Raw genomic sequence first — 21,277 nt, 5'->3', positions numbered from 1 at the left:
TCATAATAGAAGATTGAACACACTAGATTATTAACCGTGTGCCAAAATGACACAGCACTTGTCAGCGTATAATAATTAAACTACAATTCACTTGTGCCACTTTGACACTGAATGGAGATTATTATGGCTACTGCATTACCCCGTATTACAGCACGTGTAGATATTGATACACAAGAACTACTGTCTCAAGCTGCGGCCATTGCCGGTATGTCTAGCATTAATTCATTTGTGCTTAGTGCGGCTGTAGAAAAAGCAAAAACTATTATGGAACGTGAACGAGCCCTACAACTAAGCCAGCAAGATGCTATGAGTTTAATGACTGCGTTAGACCAACCAGCCAAACCAAATAGCAAGTTACAAAAAGCCGCTTCACGTTATATGGATAAAACTCAATAATGAATACTGTCCAATTAGAAAAAGCTAAACATGACCGAAACCGTTTTGATTGTGGCATTACCGCACTCAATAATTACTTGAAAGTTATGGCAAGCCAACAAGCTAAGAAAGACAATACTCGTACCTTTGTTCTTGAAGATAAACAATGTCCTGAGCACATTATTGGTTATTACACATTAACAATGATACCCATTGATATTCAGGATTTACCTCCTAAATTACAAAAGAAACATCACAGTGTAACTTCTGGTGGTTTGATTGCTCGCTTAGCCGTTGACCATAGATACAAAGGTCAAGGTTTCGGTGAATGGCTTTTGATTGATGCACTTAGAAAGCTATTAATGACAAGTGAAACAGTCGCCTTCCCTGTTGTCATTGTTGATGCAAAAGATGGCGCTGAGTATTTCTATGAAAAATACGGTTTTACCGCATTCAAAGACGCTGATAACAAACTATTTATTACAATTGCAGACATTAGAGCCAGTATCGGTGAATTAATTTAAACCAAGAAGCAGTTAACGAGACTGTAGGACTTCTCCCTCGCCCATTCTCAACCAAGATCCTATCCACATTTCATCATAATAGAAGCTTGAACACACCAATAACTAATCTCCCAGAGCTTGGAAGTATTAGTAATAAAAAGCCTCAGCCTTGAAGGGAAGCCCAAAAAACTCGCTATTATTGCCTGTGTTAGAAAAATAATTCAATGATACGAGGTGCTGTCATGTGGGATAAAAACCACGCTAAAACTTAGTTATTGACACCATAGTCGTTTGTTAAGTGGAAGACCTAACCTCGTCCCAGATGTCTATAATACTAAATGAGCAACCTTTACCAGCCAAAAATAGTTCTTGATACTTTTTAAAATAATCTTGATCTGGCGTGAATGTTTTATTTGCCTCATCTTTCACAATTTTCTTGTTCTCCTCACTTCGCTCATATGGCCCTGTGAATACATTTTCAACATATCTTCTTATGTTCTCTTTCTTCGAAGGACCAACACAGTTTTCTTTAATGTAGTTCACCATTATTTCGGCAAAAATTCTTTCAGAGTGATAGAAAAAGTAATTACTATTCAAATGGCTGCACGCTTCTTCTAAACATAAATTAGAAAGTAACTTATTATAAAAAGGCTCCATCACACTTGATATTTCTTCAAAAAGAGTTTTTCCAACAGGAGCCACCATATAGCTAAATGGCGTAATATCATCAATTTCTACGGTTTTTTCACTAAAAACCGTAGAGGCATGACATGTAGTAAAAATACGGCAAGGTTGTTTTCAAGAGTTCTGTTTATAATCTTTAGGTTTATAGAAAGTTCTTCCCAGGACATAAACTCTTCAGACTTTAAACATATCCCCTTATTCTGATCACCATGAAAATTAAAGTGAATAATAGGTTTTACGTCATATTTCTCACATAATTTATGGATGATAGCCAATTTATGTGTAAGGTCATTTTTATCATTCACCTCATATGAGCAAAAATCAAAACCTGCTACGCTTGCTTTCAACTGAATATCTTCAGAAAGTCGATTGGACTGACCACCATCAGCCTCAACATCCGAATAAAGAAAAAACAATGTATTTACGCAAAAATCAGTATATATTTCAAGCATTTAAAAAACCAAGAGAAAAGAAAACTGTAACTGAGAAGACGTTTTATTGCAATAAATATGGCTAGGGCATATCGGACACTTAACGCCGCATTAAGTAGTGAGCAACACTACCACTTTACTAAAGCATTACGCCGTAAACACAAAACTCAACTTGAAGTGAAAACGCCGAGTGTTGCGAATCTGTCTTAAATGCCTTGTTAGTTTACCTACATGATGAAGCCAAAGTTTAGCGCCAAGATGCTGAATTAGTTATAAAACTACTGACTTTGGACGTAGATGTAAAACTGAAAACTATGAAACTCGAACCCAACTTACAAAATGAACTTGGCTAAGAAGCAACATACGCTAAACAACCAAAATTTAAAGCTCTCAAACTGACAAAGGATTCGTTCGACTAACCTGACAACCAAGTGCGACAAACCATTTTATGAGCAATATAGCCACCAAGAAAAAGAAGCCGCGCCAAAGAACTATCACGAAAAAGTTAGAGCCCGTAAGTGACTACGCAACCGCAAACACTTCACATATAGTGCCACCGGAAAGTGCGTGAGATTAGTAAACCAATAGGTGAAAAGTACAATAACCAGACAAGCTCTTGGAATAAAATCCCTGTTCTACTCTTGTAAACTAACGCCGCATTAAGTAGTGAGCAACACTACCACCTTACTAAACCATTACACCGTAAACACAAAAATCGACTTGAATTGAAAACGCCGAGTGTTGCGAATCTGTCTTAAATGCCTTGTTAGTTTACCTACATGATGCAGCCAAAGTTTAGCACCAAAGTGCTGAATTGGTTACAAAACTACTGGCTTTCGACACAGATGTAAAACTGAAAACTACGAAACTCAAACCCAACTAACAAAACGAACTTGGCTAAGAAGCCACATGCGCTAAACAACCAAAATTGAAGCTCTCAAACTGACAAAGGATTCGTTCGATAAACCTGACAACCAAGTACGACTAAAACCAATATTCACGGATTAGCCAGTAAGTAACTACCCAACCGCGAACGCTTCCCATATAGTGCCACCGGAAAGTTCGTGAGATTAACAAACCAACAGGTGCAAAGCACAATAACCAGACAAGCTCTTGGAATAAAATCCCTGTTCTACTCTTGTAAACTAACGCCGCGTTAAGTAGTGAGCGACGCTAACCACCTAACTTAAACCATTGTGCCGTAAACACAAAACCCAAAGCAAACCGAAAACGCCAAGCGTTGCGAATCTGTCTTAAACGCTTTGTTATGCAGCTTTTCCCGACTTTTCTAAAGCACTTTTTATCACAGTTTCATGTAAACGCTCGACGGACAAATAGTCATTCACTTTGGAGTAACGACCACCAGTATCGATATACTTTCTGCCTTCAGGAGTATCTAGACTAGGCGTGATACAAGCAAAATCACACAGATTTAGATAAAAAGATCTTGCAATGCGATATGCCGCCACCAATTCATCCGTAGTTGTGCCGACAGTTAAGATTGATTCCAATTCAGGTTGTTTTTCAATTTTTTCTGGTACGAGGACGCCCTTGTCAGCTAATTCAATGTAAATTTCCGGGATACCAAGTTTCTCAGACAGCCTAAATATTGCACTACAAGCATTAAGGTAAAAAGAAAGCGTCATTTGCTTGTTTACGTCTCTCAAGGTTGCATCAATACCCCACTGAGCGGTAGATAATTCAGACTCAATATCCTTAAATGCGTCTACATTTGGGGATGGCAGCCCTTCCGTTGGAGAGCCTAAGAAGAAGTTTGTATGCAGACGTGGATGAACCTTAAAGTTTACTTCAATACATGAAAGATATTCTGTCTTGCCTATTTGCTCAAAGTACGAGAACAATTCCTGCCGATGTGAGCGATAAGTATCTAGATTATTTTTGTGCGACACAATTTCAATCTGCTTGGCAGATTGCTCAGTTGAGTGTAGTCGGCTAATAAGAACGGATAAAGGAATAGCTAATGAAAGTAAAGCCAAGGGCAATACTGAAATCTGTAAGAACGTTTGAAAGCCTTCAGCATTCAAAAGCACGCCATAGTCTTGCCATGCTAAAAAACCTGTTCCAAGAAAATATAGAATCGGAGCTAGAATTACCAACCAAAGTAATCCTTGTTTCATTAGCCCTAGCTCAGGATGAAGAGTCAAAATAAATCGGGTACGCTCTACAAAATTGCTTCCCTTCGATGCAAAAACAAAAGTCAGGCCAAAAGAAATGACCAGTGGTAATAAAATCAAGGCAATAAGTTGCGCCATAGTTAAAATATCCTCCTGCTGCATAACGCCCAATTAAGGTGTGAAGCACGCGACCACAGAACCTAATTTGAACACCATAAACACTGAACTAAATCCAAACAAAAAATACCAAGCGTGCTGAATCACTCTTAAATTGTTTGTTAGTTTTTTTCTGGCACCACATGGCAAGGAGCGCCAAAACTGTTGTTCTCAACCGGGGTTTTCAATATTTTGGTAGGGCTTTCAAGGTTGTAAATCCTAGCTTTCCACTGTCCGCCTAGTTCCATGACAAGCATAAAAAATACAAAATTGACGTTATTGTTTGCGTACTTACGTGCATGAGCAGTTAAAATCATACCATTCTCATAACCATCTCTAGCACTCTTAACCTCAATTTTGCACTGTTGCCCATTGTGAAGACAGCTAATGTCACTATCGGCATATACTACAAAACCTTTGAGCATAGTTGCTCGCTCATCGCCAGAAAGCCACTTTACGTCGGTATAATCGTCACAGCACTCAAGGTAATTTAATGCTGCTAGTTCACCAAATATCCCAACTAATGACGAATATTCATTCGTAGGTCCTTGAAGACCAACTTGCCCTTGGTAAAAATCATTTTCAATTTTTGCAAGCTCTTTAGCTAAGATCACTTCTTCATCAGTGAAAGTGATAGGCAGAGAATCAAACTTCTCATGTTTCTCTTTTCTTAACTGCTTAATTTTTGCAATAACTTCATTTGTCATCATTATTTCCCTTGAACACTTCCACTACCGTGATACACACTGAAAAACTAACGCCGCATTAAGTAGTGAGCAACACTACCACCTTACTAAACCATTACACCGTAAACACAAAACTCAACTTGAAGTGAAAACGCCGAGTGTTGCGAATCTGTCTTAAATGCCTTGTTAGTTTACCTACATGATGAAGCCAAAGTTTAGCACCAAGGTGCTGAATTGGTTACAAAACTACTGGCTTTGGACGCAGAAGTAAAACTGAAAACTACGAAACTCAAACCCAACTAACAAAACGAACTTGGCTAAGAAGCGACATACGCTAAACAACCAAAATTGAAGCCCTCAGACTGACAAAGGATTCGTTCGACTAACCTGACAACCAAGTGCGACTAAAACCAATATTCACGGATTAGCCACCAAGAAAAAGGAACCACACCAAAGAACTATCACGAAAAAGTTAGAGCCAGTAAGTGACTACCCAACCGCACACGCTTCCCATATAGTGCCACCGGAAAGGTCGTGAGATTAGTAAACCGACAGGTGCAAATCACAATAACCAGACAAGCTCTCGAAATAAAACCCCTTTTCTACTCTTGTAAACTAACGCCGCATTAAGGTGTGAGCGACGCTTGGCTATACTTGAGCGAAGCGAAACTGCCAAGCATTGCGAATCACTCTTAAATGCATTGTTAGCTTAATTTTACGTAAACACTTATTTTTTTGTACGCCTTTACAGTAGTCGGCTTAACTCCTCTTTGGTACCAATAAAGATATTTGCAAGTACCTTGAATCTTGTACTCTGACGCTTGTTGAATTGCGCTATTTCTAGGGTGCTTGAACCTTTTATTAAAACCAAATGAGAAACATGCTATTGCCTTCCTACTTGCTGATTTCGGAATGGCACTGTCAATGACCTCAGCGCCATGGTGGCATGCCATTAAAGCATTATAATTTGCTGACATTTGAATTTTAGGTAAATACTTAAAGCATTTATCTCCCGTAAAAAGATAGTTTTTCTTCGGCAAGTTTAGAGAGTATGAAATTCCACTATTGTTTGAATCATTGTCAATCCAGTTAGCATGTCCTTGAAGTCTCCCTCCATTGGCTAGCTTCAACTTAATATAGCCACAATTTTTACTTGAGTGAGGGACGATGTAGAATCCTTTACAAGCATCCATTACTTCCAAAATAAACTGAAGATTAGCTATAGTTAGATATTTATCAGAGATTGTATTTTTGCATTCTTGATTAAACGCCTCTATGTTAAGAGGAAAAATAAAATATTCAGATAATATCTTACTCTTGACATAATAATTAGCTAAAACATTATACCTTTCGATTATGTTTAATCTATTAAATTTATTAGATTTTAATGAATTTAGTTTTCTATTAAAGTCACGAATATTGGTCTTGCCTTTTCCATGCAAATACGAGTAATGGTCTGTATCGAAGTGAGTAATAAAAGTAAAACAGTCTCTTTCAAAAGACTTATGCCAAATCTGGTTAGTTAGAATATATGTAGAATCTATCTGGCAATCGAAAAATTCTAATTGCTGCGGTGTCGTAACCCCACCATCAATAGTAGCTTTATTGTATGGACTCCCAATACCAATATCGAAAAAAACATTTGAATTTGATTTAGCAACGATACTGTCAGCCTGAGCGACAGGAAGGGCAACCACACCAAAGTTATTACTCACACCACCAAAAACAGATTTAAGATCAGCGTAGGAAAGTCGATTAGAGCTTGTTTTAATACGCTTTTTAATCTCACGAATTAAAATCAACTTTTTCTTTGAGTACACATTTACATGAGCCATAGATGCCGTATATACACTCAAAACTTTGACGACAAAAAAGAAGTCCCATAGCGACTCATATAACGAAAATAAAACTGGTTTGCTGCTAATTTCTGTTGGGTTAAATTCACGTGATTCTATGGCTAATGTTAAATGATAGCTCAGCCCCTCTTCATAGAAATTGCCTAAATGTAATGGTAATTCTACACTGCGCACTAGAGAACCATCTTCAGTAAGAATAAAGCCATCAAATCGATTGCAATTAACTACTTCACCATTTACCGTTTGAGACTCTGAAACACCAGAGAAAAAACCCACAAAATTTACAACTTCTTCCATATGACCTCATATATTAAGCTAACGCCGCATTAAGTCGTGAGCAACGCTACCACCTTACTAAACCATTACACCGTAATCACAAATCTCAACTTGAATTGAAAACGCCGAGTGTTGCGAATCTGTCTTAAATGCCTTGTTAGGTTACCTACATGATGCAGCCAAAGTTTAGCACCAAGGTGCTGAATTGGTTACAAAACTACTGGCTTTGGACGCAGATGTAAAACTGAAAACTAGGAAACTCAAATCCAACTAACAAAACGAACTTGGCTAAGAAGCGACATACGCTAAAAACCACAGTTCGAAGTATTTTTACTGGCAAAGGATTCGTTCGACTAACCTGACAACCAAGTGCGACTAAAACCAATATTCACAGATTAGCCACCAAGACAAAGAAACCACACCAAAGAACTATCACGAAAAAGTTAGAGCCAGTAAGTGACTACGCAACCGCGAATGCTTCACATATAGTGCCACCGGAAAGTTCGTGAGATTAGCAAACCAACAGGTGCAAATCACAATAACCGGACAAGCTCTCGGAATAAAATCCCTTTTCTACTTTTGTAAACTAACGCCGCGTTAAGTGGTGAGCAACGCATACCACAAAACCTAAACCATTGTACCTTAAACACTTAACCTGACTGGAACTGAAATCGCCAAGCGTTGTGAATCCGTCTTAAACGCTTTGTTAGCAATATCTATGAGGGGTTGAGAATATTACCTTCTAAGTCTTTCGCAATCCAAATTCCGCTTGCTTGATATTCAAACCTGTACAGAGCACCCGGTTGTTCAATCGTCCATTGAAGTGGACGCCCAGACCACTGCAAAATACCAGCATCTTCTCGAGTCGCAGAGTCAAGAGAGTTTATTTCGTATGTAGCCCCTTCTCTAGAGATGACCTCTATGTATTCCACACTGATAAAATCCATAGATTGTTCTACATATTCAGGTTTCAGAATAATGTTTTCAGCATTTCCAAACATTTGATTTGTCGGAAACATTAAGCCGTTGATGTGCTCTGATTGCATCATCATGTCCGAAATTGTAGAAGTGAGTTTGTAATAAGCTTGGTCTTCTTCACCATCTAGAGGTTTAGAAAACATAAAGCCTAAATACTCATGTACCATTTCATTTAAATCGTTAAAATTATTTGTCCTTTTAACAAAATTATATATTTCTGGCAAACTTCGCTTAGAGCCTAGTTTTTCTTCAGTCTCTTCAGTAAAGCCAATATGATTTAAAACTAAAGGCTGCGTTGTTCTCCAATGAGAAAGAGCAATTTTATCTCCAGGCTCACACCTCAACTCAAACAATGGCACACCACGATAGTTGGAACCGTAAAATATCGATTGGTTCACATCATTGGCACGCCCACGTTCTTTTACATATTGTTTAGGCGGATAACTACACTTTCCAACAGTATCTGGCTTCTCACATACGCGAGCTCTAAATATATCTAATCCAGCTTCAAACTGTGGTGCTTGTACTTTATAGCCAGACATTAAGCTACCAAGAACTTTCCTCAGGTCTTCTTTTGAGATCTTACTGAGATCCATTTTTTCTATGCGAGAAATAGCGTCACGAATATTTCTACTGTTCAATTTTACTTCTTTCACCTAATGACCCCATACTTCTAATATTGCTAACGCTCTTTCTACGACAAAATGCCTCATAGTTCCCTACCAGATTTGTCGCTACTTATTCTATTAAGGCTTACTAGCCTTTTTCTTAAACTGAAATAAATCAACATCATAACAATTCGACATTCATCGTTTCATTCATGCTATACGACAACGTGTCGCTTTATGCGGTTAGCTCACAGGCTGCTTCGATAAACCATAAACAGCGTGGTTGATAATGCGACCATTCAGGTTTTCACGATTAGAAATAATGCCTTCTAATGTCATGCCTAAACGTTCACAAACCTTACGGCTTGGTAGGTTGTACTCGCCTGCTGCTATTTGAATTTTTTCAAGCTGTAAATCTGTGAATGCAATCTCGATTAACTTAGAGACTGCGCGAGTAATAATGCCGTTACCCTGATAAGACTCACTAAGCCAATAGCCAATCTCAGCCATTTTTAAATTATGATTAATTGTATTGAAGCTGACATTACCAACCAACTCACCTTGGTACATCATGGCGCAAACCATTCCTTTACCTTCGGCATGATCAAGTAACGATTTACGCACAAAGCGTAGAAAGAAATCCTCAGACTTTGCGTGTGACGGCCAAGCTAGCCATTGAGATAAATAGGCTTCTTCCTTCGAGACGATCTCAAAGTACTTTTTCGCAAAAGAGGGCTCAATAAGTGCCAATTTCAATTCACTGTCAACTTCTACTGTAAACATAAGCCATCCTTTGAGGTGATCATTCATCATGCGTACACCATACCATTTGCTGGGTAAATTTCATGTAATTTCTTTTTGTTTTGCCTTTAACTTCTCATTTTCATTAAAACCCAATCTATTGATAATATTAACTATAAATGGTGAGCTTTCTCTTTTACCCAATCACTAGATACAAAAAAGCCGAGCAAGTTACCCTGCTCGGCTTTTAGTTTTACCAATTTTCGCTATACGATTATTAACTCGTTATTAGCTGTTTTTGTCTTTTGGCTGATTCTCTGGTAAGTCTTTTACTTCTTCATACCATAAATCGTGATGCTCTTTAGCCCATGTTTCGTCAACATCGCCTGTCACCATGCCTTCTAGTCCCGCTTCCATACCAAACAGACCAATGTAGATGTGGAAGATGAAACCACAAATCAAGATCAGTGCTGCAAACATATGGATCAAGTTAGACAATTCCATATCACGGCGTAATTGACCGAAAATTGGAAAATCTAATACAAAACCACTGATCGCTGCTATAGCACCAAACCAGATAAGAAGCCAGAAGATCGCTTTTTCACCACCGTTTGAGAAACCTGCTGATGGATGCGAGCCTTTATGCTTACCAACCATGCCGCCCATTTTCATGAACCATTGAATGTCTGTCTTGTTTACAATGGATTTTCTCCACCATTTCACTAAAACAGTCATTAATAGGATGCCAAAAATTGGACCCATGTAGTTATGGTACTGCTTCGCGGCATAAATGATCATGCCCCAAATATCGGTCGGTAATACTGGTTTTAAAAAGTGCTTACCATAAACCAAACATAATCCACTGAACGCCAGTGTTAAAAACGTGAACGCCATGCTCCAGTGCAATGCACGGTCCATTTTGCTCCAACGCTGAATTCGACGTCCTGTTTTTGGTTTGCTTAACTTTAGGGGACCAATCGTAAAATACGCCAGTGCCACCATCGCTAAACTACCAAAGATAGCTAATGCACCTAATGGTGACATCCACTTCTCTTTCAATACATACCATGTTTCGCCAGCCGTACTGATAAGTACACCATGCTCTGGTGACTGTGAGGTTGTATAGCCTTCTTCGCCCGCTCTTACTTGACGCCAAAAATCAGCGCCACCAAGTTGGGTCATTTCTTTCTCTGCACTCTTATTCGTTGTGCCTTCATTTGCCATGCTAGGCACAGAAAATGAAAGCGTTAATGCTGCCAATAATGGCAGCAATAACGAAAGAGAAAGACGTTTTAATTGTGTCAACATCACTCTCTCCACTGGATTAGCTCTTAGTCGCATCAAACGATAAGTCTTCACCATTTGTCCAACCTGCGTCTTTCGCACCACGTTCTACAACACGTTGGCGGAAGATATCAGAGACTTTCTCTGCATCACCAGCAAGCAGTGCTTTTGTTGAACATAATGAAGCACACATTGGTAATTTGCCTTCAGCAATACGGTTTGCGCCGTATTTATCACGTTCTTCTTGTGAACCTGGTTCTACCCCTGGGCCACCAGCACAGAACGTACATTTGTCCATTTTGCCACGCTCAGCAAACGCACCCTGTTTAGGGAACTGCGGCGCACCAAATGGGCAAGCAAATAGGCAGTAACCACAACCGATACAAAGATCTTTGTTATGACGAACGATGCCATCTTCTGTGTGCTCAAAACAATCAGCAGGACAAACAGCCATACAAGGCGCGTCTGTACAATGCATACAAGCGACAGAGATTGATGTTTCACCCGGTTCACCGTCGTTTAGTGTTACTACGCGACGACGTTGGATGCCCCATTCAAGTGCATCATCATTTTCGTTTTTACATGCAGTGACACAGCCGTTACATTCAATACAACGTTTGGTGTCACATAGGAATTTCATTCTAGCCATTTTATAACCCCTTACGCTTTGGTGATATTACAGAGTGTTACTTTCGTTTCCTGCATTTGAGTCACAGGATCATACCCATAGGTGGTTGCTGTATTTGCAGCTTCGCCACTAACGTATGGAACCGTACCTTCTGGGTACTTATCACGTAAGTCTTCTCCTTCGAATTTACCGCCGAAGTGGAATGGTAAGAACGCTAGGCCCGGTTTCACACGACGTGTCACCATAGCTTTAACGTGAATACGACCTCTTTCAGCGCCTTCAACCCACACCATGTCACCGTCTTTAAAGCCAATGTCATTCGCGTCTTTCGGGTTTACTTCAACAAACATTTCTTGTTGAAGCTCGGCAAGCCAAGGGTTTGAACGTGTTTCTTCACCACCACCTTCGTACTCAACAAGACGACCTGTCGTAAGAATAATTGGGTATTCTTTTGACTTATCTTGGTCTTGAATTGTTTTGTACAATGTTGGTATACGGAAGTTAGCCGCGCGATCATCCCATGTTGGGTAATCAGCAACCAAATCACGACGTGGTGTGTATAACGGCTCACGGTGTTGTGGAACACGGTCAGGGAACGTCCATACAATCGCACGTGCTTTTGCATTACCAAATGGCATACAACCGTGTTTAATGGCAACACGTTGAATACCGCCAGATAAGTCAGTTTTCCAGTTTTTGCCTTCTGCTGCGACTTTCTCAGCGGCAGTCAGATCGTCCCACCAACCAAGTTGCTTAAGCAGTTTGTCAGTGAATTCTGGGTGACCATCTTCAATCTCACAGCCTACTGGGTAGCTGTCTTCAGCAAGTAGACTTTGACCTTCGTATTCCACACCAAAACGAGTACGGAAGTTACCGCCGCCTTGCGCTACAGGTTTCGACGTATCATAAAGAATGTGCGTACCTGGGTGCTTCATTTCTGGCGTGCCCCAACAAGGCCAAGGAAGACCGTAGGTTTCACCATTAACTGGGCCGCCTTCTGCTTCTAGCGTTGTTTTGTGGAACGTGTGCCAGTTTTGTGTGTGCGCTTTAATACGCTCAGGGCTTTGACCTGTGTAACCAATTGTCCACATACCACGGTTAAATTCGCGAGTGATGTCTTCGATTACAGGTTGGTTGTTCTCATCAATTTTGATGTGTTTGAACAGTTGATCTGAGTAACCTAATTTTTTAGTCAGTAGGTACATGATCTCGTGATCGGGTTTTGATTCAAACAACGGTTGGATTACTTGCTCACGCCATTGGAATGAACGGTTTGATGCCGTTACTGAACCGTGCGTTTCAAACTGCGTTGTCGCAGGAAGAAGGTAAACGCCATCAGTACGATCATTCATTACTGCGGCAACGGTTGGGTATGGATCGACGATTACCATCATATCCAACTTGCTCATTGCTTTTCTGATCTCAGTACCACGTGTTTGTGAGTTTACTGCGTGACCCCAGTAGAACATTGCACGGATATTATCGTTTTGCTCGATGTTTGCTTTGTCTTCTAAAACACCATCAACCCAACGAGATACAGGAATACCAAAGTTGTTCATTGGCGTTTTGCCGTTGTATTTACCTTGGTCGAATCGGTTTTGAACCCATGCGTAATCGAGATCCCACACTTTTGACCAGTGTTTCCATGCGCCTTCACCAACACCGTAGTAGCCAGGAAGCGTATCTGAAAGAACACCTAAATCCGTTGCACCTTGTACGTTATCGTGACCACGGAAGATGTTTGCACCGCCGCCTGATTTACCCATGTTACCAAGAGCAAGTTCTAGAATACAGTAAGCACGTGTGTTGTTGTTACCTGTTGTATGTTGAGTACCACCCATACACCAAACAACACAACCTGGACGGTTTTCTGAAAGCAGTTTTGCGGTTTCGTATACTTCTGCTTCTGTCACGCCAGTAACACGTTCCACTTCAGCAGGGTTCCATTTTGCAACTTCTGTGCGGATCTCATCCATGCCAAACACACGTTGGTTAATGAATTCTTGATCTTCCCATTTGTTGGCAAAAACGTGGTACAAAACGCCCCAAATAAAGGCAACATCTGAACCCGGACGCAATGAAACATAGTGATCGGCTTTTGCTGCCGTACGTGTGCGACGTGGGTCGGCAACAACGATCTTACAACCATTCTTCTCTTTTGCGATCAGAATATGTTGCATTGCTACTGGGTGAGCTTCTGCAGGGTTTGAACCAATGAATAGCATAGATTTACAATTATGCATGTCATTGAACGAGTTCGTCATCGCCCCGTAACCCCATGTGTTTGCAACACCGGCTACTGTGGTTGAGTGACAAATACGCGCTTGGTGATCGACGTTATTTGTTCCCCATAATGAGGCCATTTTACGGTACAAATACGCTTGTTCGTTGTTGTGCTTCGCAGAACCTAACCAGTAAACTGAGTCTGGACCTGATTCTTTACGGATCTCAAGTGCTTTGTTGCCAATCTCTTCGATCGCTTCATCCCATGACAGTTTTTTCCACTTGCCATTTTCAAGCTTCATTGGGTATTTTAGACGACGTTCGCCATGACCATGCTCACGCAGTGCTGCGCCTTTTGCACAGTGACCGCCTGCATTAAATGGGTGATCGAATGCAGGTTCTTGACCTGTCCACACGCCATTTTGAACTTCAGCATAGATACCACAACCAACAGAACAGTGTGAACAAATCGTACGTTTCACTTCTGTTGGTGCATCAACTGGCACTTCCTGTGCTTGTGCTTTTCTCATCATGCTTGGAACAAACATGCTTGCGCTTGCTACTGCACCAGCGGCAATCGTTGAGGTACGCATGAACATACGACGAGTAATGCCCAGTTGGTTCTCTTGTTTTTGTACCGAATCGGAACGTTTAGTCAGTTTCATTATGTGCTCCGTTATAAGCTGTCGTAATAATCACGAATGTGTTGAGTTTCACGATATCCATCGCTTTTTTTCTCAACTTTTGTCTCAGCAGTGACTGATGTTGCGTTTGCTGTTCCTGAAACCGCAGCGGCTACTGTTCCTGCGGCAGCAGCAGTTGCAATACCCTTCAGTAGATTTCGGCGGTTTAGGTCCGTTTTTTTATTGCTCATGCTATGCTCCTTTGCTTCCAATTCACTTGGAATGGGCGTCTGTTTTTATGGTTTTAATTCTGTTCTTGTCACCGCGAATTAAATCGCAGTCACTTCAATCTCATTTGGGTTCTTTGCAAAACGGGTTTGTTCTACCGTGAAGAACGCTTCCGCTAAACACGCCACTGATTTATAAAAATCAGCGTTTTGAGCATTATTGATTTGATCACACAGTGAAACATACCAAGGTTGAATATGACGATTAAAGAAACGTTGTTGCAGTACTTCTGCCTCACCCGCTTCTATCAACATCGCCATCACTTCGCATAATGCTGAAATATGGTCTTCTGGTTCTTTTACGTCTTCTGCGCGTTCAAAACCCAACTGCATTAGGTCTTGGCGAAGTGCAACTAATGGTTTTTCCATTAATGCACCCGCAATGTGCCATGATCCAAACTGCATCACTTCACCGCGGCCAACACCAATAAATAGGTTTTGGTATTCGTCTTCTAGTTTTTCTAGCGTGTCGTTAAGGCTGGCTTGCTCTGCCGCTTTAACCAATTGGCTCCACGCTTGACTCATGCCGTGGGTTTCGCTCTGCTCCGTTTCGATGGTGACTAACCAATCAACCAATGCTTGCTCTGGTGCTGAACGGAATAAATGCGCTAATAAGCCATAAATTTCTTGTCGGATCTGGTGTTGTTCATTCATGGTATTAGACCTTTAATTGTTTTTCTGGATTTGCTGATAAGTCGATAAAGATGTCTTTTACTCGACAGTCTTCACACATGTATAGACGGTTGATTGAAGCTTCATCACTAAAGTGCGGGTTACCTTGTAACTTAACTCTTAGCATTTCAATCATGGATGCTGGCGCGAATGGCTTATTACATGTTAGGCAACAAGCGGCATCTTCTCTGTGCATTATTTGTGTTTCTTGGCGTTCTTCTTTGTTCCAGTTCATTTGCACTTTCATGCTTAATGCTTTTTCTGGGCACGCATTCACACACAAACCACATTGAACACAATCTTGCTCAATGAATTTTAAGGTTGGGCTGTCTTGATCACCATGCAATGCGCGTGTTGGACAAACCGCCACACAACCCATGCATAACGTACAATCTTTGGTTACACAATCGATGGTTCCATAAGGCGCGTGGAATGGCATCGCTTGAACATCGATGACTTCAATATCATTCGCTGCGGCGTTTAAGGCTAAATGATCCAATGCCCCCATCAAGCGTTCACGTTTGTTGCCCGTTAACTGCCCATCAATAACGGATAATGGCGTGTCAATTAAGACCATTTCATTTAACGCTTCCATGTACACCACTTGCACACGTTCTGGTTCAAGACCAAGTTGCGTTAAGAATGCTTGTGCAATTTCAACTTCTTGCGTTAGCACTCGTTGGATCGTTTCTGGCATTCTACGGCTTGCGATAAACAGCACTTGAGCGGCACCATTCACTAACGCTGAGAACCACGTATCAATACCGACAGATAAAATTTCATCAAGCACAACGGGGATGATGTGATCTGGCATTGTTTTTAATGCCATTACATTGAAGTTTTCATGGCGATCACTACAGAAAGCGATGATAGGTGTCTCTCCGCCTTCTTTTTTGTAATTAGCTAATAAGCGAGCCGCGAAATTTTGTGTTTTTTCAGCTTCTGGTAACGCGTAGCTAATAGCTTCGGTTGGGCATGCTGTTGAACACGTACCAACACCTTGACAAAGGTATGGGTTAATTTGAATGTTATGACCCGTTTCTGCAGTGCCTTCACTGGTTAATGCACCAGCAGGACAAGCATCAACACAACGCTCACACCCTTTTACACCACGAGAACTGTGGGCACATAAATCAGGGTTTAAACGGAAATATTTTGGTTTATCAAACGTACCCACTAAGCCAGGCAGTTCATCTAGCACTTGTGCCAATGTTGGGTAGCCGCGCCCTACTGGATAATAACCAGGAACCGGCACTTGCTCAGACATAACGCTGTCTAGCTTCATGTCTAACACTAAGTCAAAGGCCATTGCGCCGGTGGTGACTTTCGCTAGATTTACTTTTTCGCCATTCACGACACATTCAATATCAAACGCGCCTAAAAAGCCTTTTACCGATAAGTCTTTCGCAAAATACACCGTGCGATCTGACTCGTGCGCTTGTATTTCTGATTCTGTAGACACCAACGTAATGCTGTTTAAGTCAGTGAATTGCTCAGCCACATCAACAATAATTCGAGTTGGACCAATGATGACAAGATTGCCACGACTTTCGTAACTTACTGTCGGTGGGATCAAGTTGTTCAGTTCCACAGTTTGCGCAATAGCAAACTGACGAGCTTTGGCATTTGTTGTTTCAGATTGTGCTAAAAATTGAGTTAACATTGCTTCACCTATTCTTGAGCCCGTTGGGCCTACTCAGTTCTATGACTGGATTCATTAGGTGTTACATCGCAATAACCGTACCAACTTAATGGGTAATTAATAATTTAATAAATAACTGAAATAGAGGTATTTTTGAAGGTATTTAGAAAAGATGAAAAGTGTGTCGGGACATTTTGTCTCACTTTGGTTCAAAATGTCCCGATTAATTAAGTGGTCTTTTTTGTCTCACTGTCTTGCTCTTTATCGCCTATAACGCATTGATATTCATTATCATTCTCGTTAGTGGTGTTCGATTCAAGATCATTATCTTGCTCTGTTTCGGCACTGATCTCTGGCTCAATGTCCTCTTCTTCCTCTTCAACCGGTTCGACCATCCATCCTCGTAATGTTGCTGCAACATCAGAGTTTAATTTGGCTGGTGTTGAATAATTTGGCTCATCTTCCATCGCAAATTCTGGATTCAAAAACATCTTACGCAACGCGGCTTTTTTCAAATCTTTATCCACACCCGTTGCCATAAATTGGCTAACATTACTTGTGCCATTAATACTAACAAGATCGTCTTTTGTCGGCAGAGAGACTTGCTCTTCTGCGCTATCCGCCGTTTCTATTAAAGACTCAGACGACGCATTTTCTGCTCGGTTCTCAATCGCATCATCATTCTCAACAAGATTTGTATCGGCAATAATCTCAGCCGATTTCTCATCGCTAACCTGTTCACCTTGTTGAACTTTTCTCTTTCTTAATGACCATCTACTTAGGAAGTTGCTCACTTGCGCGCCCCGCACCTTTACGTTTTTTTCTACGAATTTCGATAAGTTCACCATGCTTGCCAATGAACGCTTCTAGCCACGCTTGCATCGGTAATGGCATATCGATAGACAACACAACATAGTCGCCATCCATGTATTGCCCTATCATGCTTTGTGACGCAGTGATCATTACTGGCGTAAGTACGTCGTTATCATTTTCAAACGCGAAGAATAACTTAGGACTTTGAGAACTTAGATTGAAACGATAATCGGTTCTTTCATCTAAAAAAATCTCTAACTCACGCTCAAATAACATCCTGTTACTTTGTGTTGCGACGGCCACTTTTTCATACAGGTGTACATCACCAATATGCCAAGAAGGGGCACTCCAACGGCCTACTTGCTTTATTTCTTCAATCACTTCAAATTGCAGTGGCCAAACGCTTTCTGTCTTTAGTTCCACAAGTTACCCTTCTTTTTATGAGGCTTTTTTATCGCTATCCATGATATAAAGCAATCCTTATACCAACAGCGCTTTCTTTTTGATTTATCTCTATGGTATAAAATTTGCGTGTATATCGTAAATTACCTTAAATTCATTTAATTGGAGCCTACTTTGAGCCAATCACCAAAAATAATAACTACTGGCGCTGTACCTAAACAAACTCTTACTGTGGATGTTTATGATGAATACGGTGAGAAGCTTAGCAAAGAAGTGGCGTGCGAACAGCCATTAACCCTAATGCTGAACTGGCAAGAAGTTGTGACATTAATGACGTTAGGCGCTCGCCCTGCCGAATTGGTATTAGGGTATTTAAAAAACCAACATTTCATCTCTGATGTGTCGCTTTTAGAATCCGTATTGATCGACTGGGAAACCAAAACAGCCGCGGTAAATACCAAAGAAACCACGGAACATGTCAAAGAGAATTTAAAGAAAAAGACCGTCACCTCTGGCTGTGGTCAAGGCACCATGTATGGCAACGTGATGAAGCAACTTGAGAATTACCAAGTGCCTCAAGTAACCATCAATCAATCGGATATTTACGCGTCTCTAGAAGCCCTAACTTATCACAATGACACGTACAAAGCTGCTGGTGCTGTGCATGGCTGTGCCATTTGTGAAAATAACCAAGTCTCGTCTTTTGTGGAAGATGTAGGTCGTCATAATGCGGTTGATACCCTTGCGGGTGAGTTATGGTTAAACCGTGGTACGGGTGACAATAAACTGTTTTACACCACGGGTCGTTTAACGTCTGAAATGGTGATTAAAGTCGCTCAAATGGGGATCCCAGTTTTACTTTCTCGTTCAGGTGTGACACAAATGGGCTTAGATTTAGCGCAGAAATTTGGCATTACGATTATCGCTCGCGCAAAAGGTAAGCGTTTCCAAGTGTTTGCTGGACATGAAAAAATTAACTTTGATGTCAAGGGTGAAGCGGTTGTTAACGATTAGAATTTGAGAACCAGATTCTAGAAAATGCAGGGGCGAGTAAGAATAACAATCTCTTACTCGCCCCTAAAAACTAATGACTTACACTCTATTTGAGATGTATTCTTGGTACGTGTGTTTGGTTATTTTCAAAAATAGATCTGAAATCTTCATGATGTTTTAAGAATAACGCCGCGATGGTCGGATCAAAAGAGACACCGAGTTCATCTTCAATGATCTGAATAGAGACTTCATGACTAAACCCTTCTTTGTAAACCCGCTTTTGTCTCAGTGCATCATACACATCCACAATACTTACAATTCTGGCTTCAATCGGTATCGCCTCACCCACTAAGTTTAAGTACCCTTTTCCGTTCCATTTTTCATGATGGTAAAGCACTATGTTTTTAGTCAGTTCGCTCAACTCTGTATTTTTGATAATGTCATAACCAATATTGACATGTTGTTTCATCACATCAAATTCAGCAGGATCAAGTTTCCCCGGCTTTTTCAAAATGTAATGAGGAATACCGATTTTCCCAATGTCGTGCAGTGACGCAATCATCTGAATATCTTTAACAAATGGCTTTGGCATTCCTAATAAATTTGATAAATGTCCAGAATATATATTAATACGTTTGTTATGTTCACTCGTTTCTTCATCACTGTATAGCGACGCCATTTCTAATGAACCGATCAAAGATTCATTCATGGTAAGTAGCTTGAGTTCCGCTCTTTTCGCCATAAAGATACGAGTAATTAGCACCACTATCATCAACAAACTGACGATTAGGATCCCCACCAATAACCAGAAGTCATTGTGTTTATATTTCTTGTTTTCATTAATGTAAACGTTCTTAATCAACCGATCATTATCCGAGCTGATTGAGATAAGATTGATGGCATCGTATAACGCTTTTTTCTCTTTTTTTACCGCGATATACACTGAAATGGTTTCAGGTAATGTGCCTGCTGTTTTTAGATCATACATATCATCATTAATGGTATGGTTTAATAATAAACGCTGATCGCCAAAGGCGTAATCTATTCTTCCATCATCAATTGCTTCAATAATCTCTTCAAATGTGTCGAAAAATACCATGGTGACATTCGACGTATTATTTTTGACGTATTCATAATAATGCGCGTTTTTCAGTATCCCTAATCGTGAATAATTCACATCAGAAATCGTTGAAATAAAACTGCCTTCTAACTTGTTAAATACTGACAACTCAAAACTATAGTAAGACTTCGTCAGGTAATAATTATCCGTAATGCACTCATTCACAAACGTCGATAACAACACATCGTATTCGAGACATACCCCCGCCTTAGGATCAGAAAACGTCACGGTATCTTTGAAGATGGTTTTTATGCTGTCAAAAAGCACAGGAGCAATACCTTGATACTGATCACCAACAACGTAACTGGCAGGGAATTCATCAAAACCATAACCCACCGTCGCATTAATACCTTGCAAGCTTTTATTATTCCTAAACGCATAAATAAAATAATCTTCACGTGCTTTTTTTACTAATGCTTGTACTTCTAGCGCGCTTAAATTATTGAAATATTTAATGAGTATATTGTGTATTTCAGGATGATCTTTTGTCGTTGCAAATGACGTATATAAGTGATCTAACCTTGGTAGTTTATGCGTTAAAAATGATTTATGTCCACTGACTTGCGTATCCGCTATAAAGGCATCAATTTCCCCGGCATTAAGTGCGGCAACCGCCTCATTCAAACTGGAAAATCGAACCGGAATATAATTAATATCATCGACATACTGATGGACAAAATTGGTGGTTGAATACCACTCTTCAATTAACCCCACCTTTTTGTTATTTAAACTAACAAGATCGGGGATCTTAGCTGCATCTTTATAATAAACCTTTATGTTTACACGATATAATGTGGGGACGAAATTATAATGTTCACTTCTGTCTTTTGTTTTCGCAAAATCGAAATAAGCCCCCGTTTCAACGTTATTAAATTTTTTAATTAGATCGTCAATCTTCTCGACTTGTATTTTAAAGTTCGTATTCAGTTTTTTATTGATGTCCTGAATCAAATCGAAATAAAGTCCTTTTTGAACATTATTTTCGATAAAAAACAGTCTTGAGTCATAATCATCGTTAAAGAACGTGAACTCTTGATTGTTTTTAAGCCATTGGCGTTCTTTCTCTGTCAGCTCAACCGCTAATGACATAGAAGAATAAAAACACATGAGAACGACGAATAAATGTTTCAATTTATACACACCAATTAATTATCAATAGTA

The 21,277-nt window shown here is 40.2% G+C and carries 19 protein-coding genes; 3 read left to right on the top strand and 16 right to left on the bottom strand.

Annotated features, from left to right (window positions below):
* Window positions 1-123: 123 nt before the first annotated feature.
* Together A6E04_RS05330 and A6E04_RS05325 are read left to right on the top strand one after the other, a co-directional pair.
* Complete coding sequence (locus tag A6E04_RS05330) at window positions 124-396, top strand: type II toxin-antitoxin system TacA family antitoxin (protein WP_065610351.1); 273 nt, start codon at window positions 124-126, stop codon at window positions 394-396.
* Entirely contained in the window at window positions 393-899 is a 507-nt protein-coding gene (locus A6E04_RS05325) for a GNAT family N-acetyltransferase (protein ID WP_026025492.1), read from the top strand. Before A6E04_RS05330 ends, A6E04_RS05325 begins: the two co-directional genes overlap by 4 nt.
* A 273-nt stretch (window positions 900-1,172) precedes the next feature.
* Here the strand turns inward: A6E04_RS05325 and A6E04_RS05320 are convergent, their stop codons facing one another.
* From A6E04_RS05320 to A6E04_RS05250, 15 genes are all read right to left on the bottom strand, one after another.
* On the bottom strand, window positions 1,173-1,583 hold the full coding sequence (locus A6E04_RS05320; RefSeq protein WP_065610349.1) for a hypothetical protein: 411 nt from the start codon (window positions 1,581-1,583) through the stop codon (window positions 1,173-1,175).
* Window positions 1,584-1,612: 29 nt separating this feature from the next.
* Window positions 1,613-2,014, bottom strand: coding sequence for a hypothetical protein (locus tag A6E04_RS05315; protein ID WP_065610347.1), 402 nt, complete (start codon window positions 2,012-2,014; stop codon window positions 1,613-1,615).
* A gap of 1,244 nt (window positions 2,015-3,258) precedes the next feature.
* Complete coding sequence (locus A6E04_RS05310; RefSeq protein ID WP_065610345.1) at window positions 3,259-4,266, bottom strand: hypothetical protein; 1,008 nt, start codon at window positions 4,264-4,266, stop codon at window positions 3,259-3,261.
* Between the two features lie 140 nt (window positions 4,267-4,406).
* Window positions 4,407-4,994 (bottom strand): hypothetical protein, encoded by a 588-nt coding sequence (locus tag A6E04_RS05305; protein ID WP_139078758.1) that lies wholly within the window; start codon window positions 4,992-4,994, stop codon window positions 4,407-4,409.
* Window positions 4,995-5,674: 680 nt separating this feature from the next.
* Window positions 5,675-7,123: a hypothetical protein gene (locus A6E04_RS05300; RefSeq protein ID WP_065610341.1), complete on the bottom strand. Its 1,449-nt coding sequence runs from the start codon at window positions 7,121-7,123 to the stop codon at window positions 5,675-5,677.
* A 695-nt stretch (window positions 7,124-7,818) separates the two neighbouring features.
* The gene (locus A6E04_RS05295) at window positions 7,819-8,736 is read right to left on the bottom strand and encodes a hypothetical protein (protein ID WP_065610339.1); all 918 of its coding nucleotides are present in this window, start codon (window positions 8,734-8,736) and stop codon (window positions 7,819-7,821) included.
* A gap of 195 nt (window positions 8,737-8,931) precedes the next feature.
* A complete protein-coding gene (locus A6E04_RS05290; RefSeq protein ID WP_065610966.1) occupies window positions 8,932-9,471 on the bottom strand; it encodes a GNAT family N-acetyltransferase in 540 nt (179 codons plus the stop codon).
* 246 nt (window positions 9,472-9,717) lie between these two features.
* Window positions 9,718-10,737, bottom strand: coding sequence for a formate dehydrogenase subunit gamma (locus A6E04_RS05285; protein WP_012550129.1), 1,020 nt, complete (start codon window positions 10,735-10,737; stop codon window positions 9,718-9,720).
* A 16-nt stretch (window positions 10,738-10,753) separates the two neighbouring features.
* A complete protein-coding gene (gene fdh3B, locus A6E04_RS05280) occupies window positions 10,754-11,362 on the bottom strand; it encodes a formate dehydrogenase FDH3 subunit beta (protein ID WP_012550128.1) in 609 nt (202 codons plus the stop codon).
* A gap of 11 nt (window positions 11,363-11,373) precedes the next feature.
* A complete protein-coding gene (locus tag A6E04_RS05275) occupies window positions 11,374-14,229 on the bottom strand; it encodes a formate dehydrogenase subunit alpha (RefSeq protein ID WP_065610337.1) in 2,856 nt (951 codons plus the stop codon).
* A gap of 11 nt (window positions 14,230-14,240) precedes the next feature.
* Window positions 14,241-14,438 (bottom strand): twin-arginine translocation signal domain-containing protein, encoded by a 198-nt coding sequence (locus tag A6E04_RS05270; RefSeq protein WP_012550126.1) that lies wholly within the window; start codon window positions 14,436-14,438, stop codon window positions 14,241-14,243.
* A gap of 78 nt (window positions 14,439-14,516) precedes the next feature.
* Window positions 14,517-15,128 (bottom strand): TorD/DmsD family molecular chaperone, encoded by a 612-nt coding sequence (locus A6E04_RS05265; RefSeq protein WP_012550125.1) that lies wholly within the window; start codon window positions 15,126-15,128, stop codon window positions 14,517-14,519.
* 4 nt (window positions 15,129-15,132) lie between these two features.
* Window positions 15,133-16,809 (bottom strand): 4Fe-4S dicluster domain-containing protein, encoded by a 1,677-nt coding sequence (locus tag A6E04_RS05260; RefSeq protein WP_065610335.1) that lies wholly within the window; start codon window positions 16,807-16,809, stop codon window positions 15,133-15,135.
* A 206-nt stretch (window positions 16,810-17,015) separates the two neighbouring features.
* Complete coding sequence (locus tag A6E04_RS05255; protein ID WP_065610333.1) at window positions 17,016-17,582, bottom strand: DUF3306 domain-containing protein; 567 nt, start codon at window positions 17,580-17,582, stop codon at window positions 17,016-17,018.
* Complete coding sequence (locus A6E04_RS05250; RefSeq protein ID WP_065610331.1) at window positions 17,563-18,024, bottom strand: DUF3305 domain-containing protein; 462 nt, start codon at window positions 18,022-18,024, stop codon at window positions 17,563-17,565. Before A6E04_RS05250 ends, A6E04_RS05255 begins: the two co-directional genes overlap by 20 nt.
* 153 nt (window positions 18,025-18,177) lie before the next feature.
* Between A6E04_RS05250 and A6E04_RS05245 the strand changes: the two genes are divergently transcribed.
* Window positions 18,178-19,017 carry a formate dehydrogenase accessory sulfurtransferase FdhD gene (locus A6E04_RS05245; RefSeq protein WP_023603311.1) on the top strand — a complete coding sequence of 280 codons (840 nt, stop codon included), beginning with the start codon at window positions 18,178-18,180 and terminating at the stop codon, window positions 19,015-19,017.
* Between the two features lie 85 nt (window positions 19,018-19,102).
* Here A6E04_RS05245 and A6E04_RS05240 read toward each other — a convergent pair whose 3' ends face one another.
* Complete coding sequence (locus tag A6E04_RS05240; protein WP_244886249.1) at window positions 19,103-21,256, bottom strand: HD domain-containing phosphohydrolase; 2,154 nt, start codon at window positions 21,254-21,256, stop codon at window positions 19,103-19,105.
* Window positions 21,257-21,277 lie beyond the last annotated feature (21 nt).

It is taken from the genome of Aliivibrio logei (assembly GCF_001691055.1).
GTDB classification, from domain to species: Bacteria; Pseudomonadota; Gammaproteobacteria; order Enterobacterales; family Vibrionaceae; genus Aliivibrio; species Aliivibrio salmonicida.
This window is presented reverse-complemented; position numbering and strand designations above follow the sequence as displayed.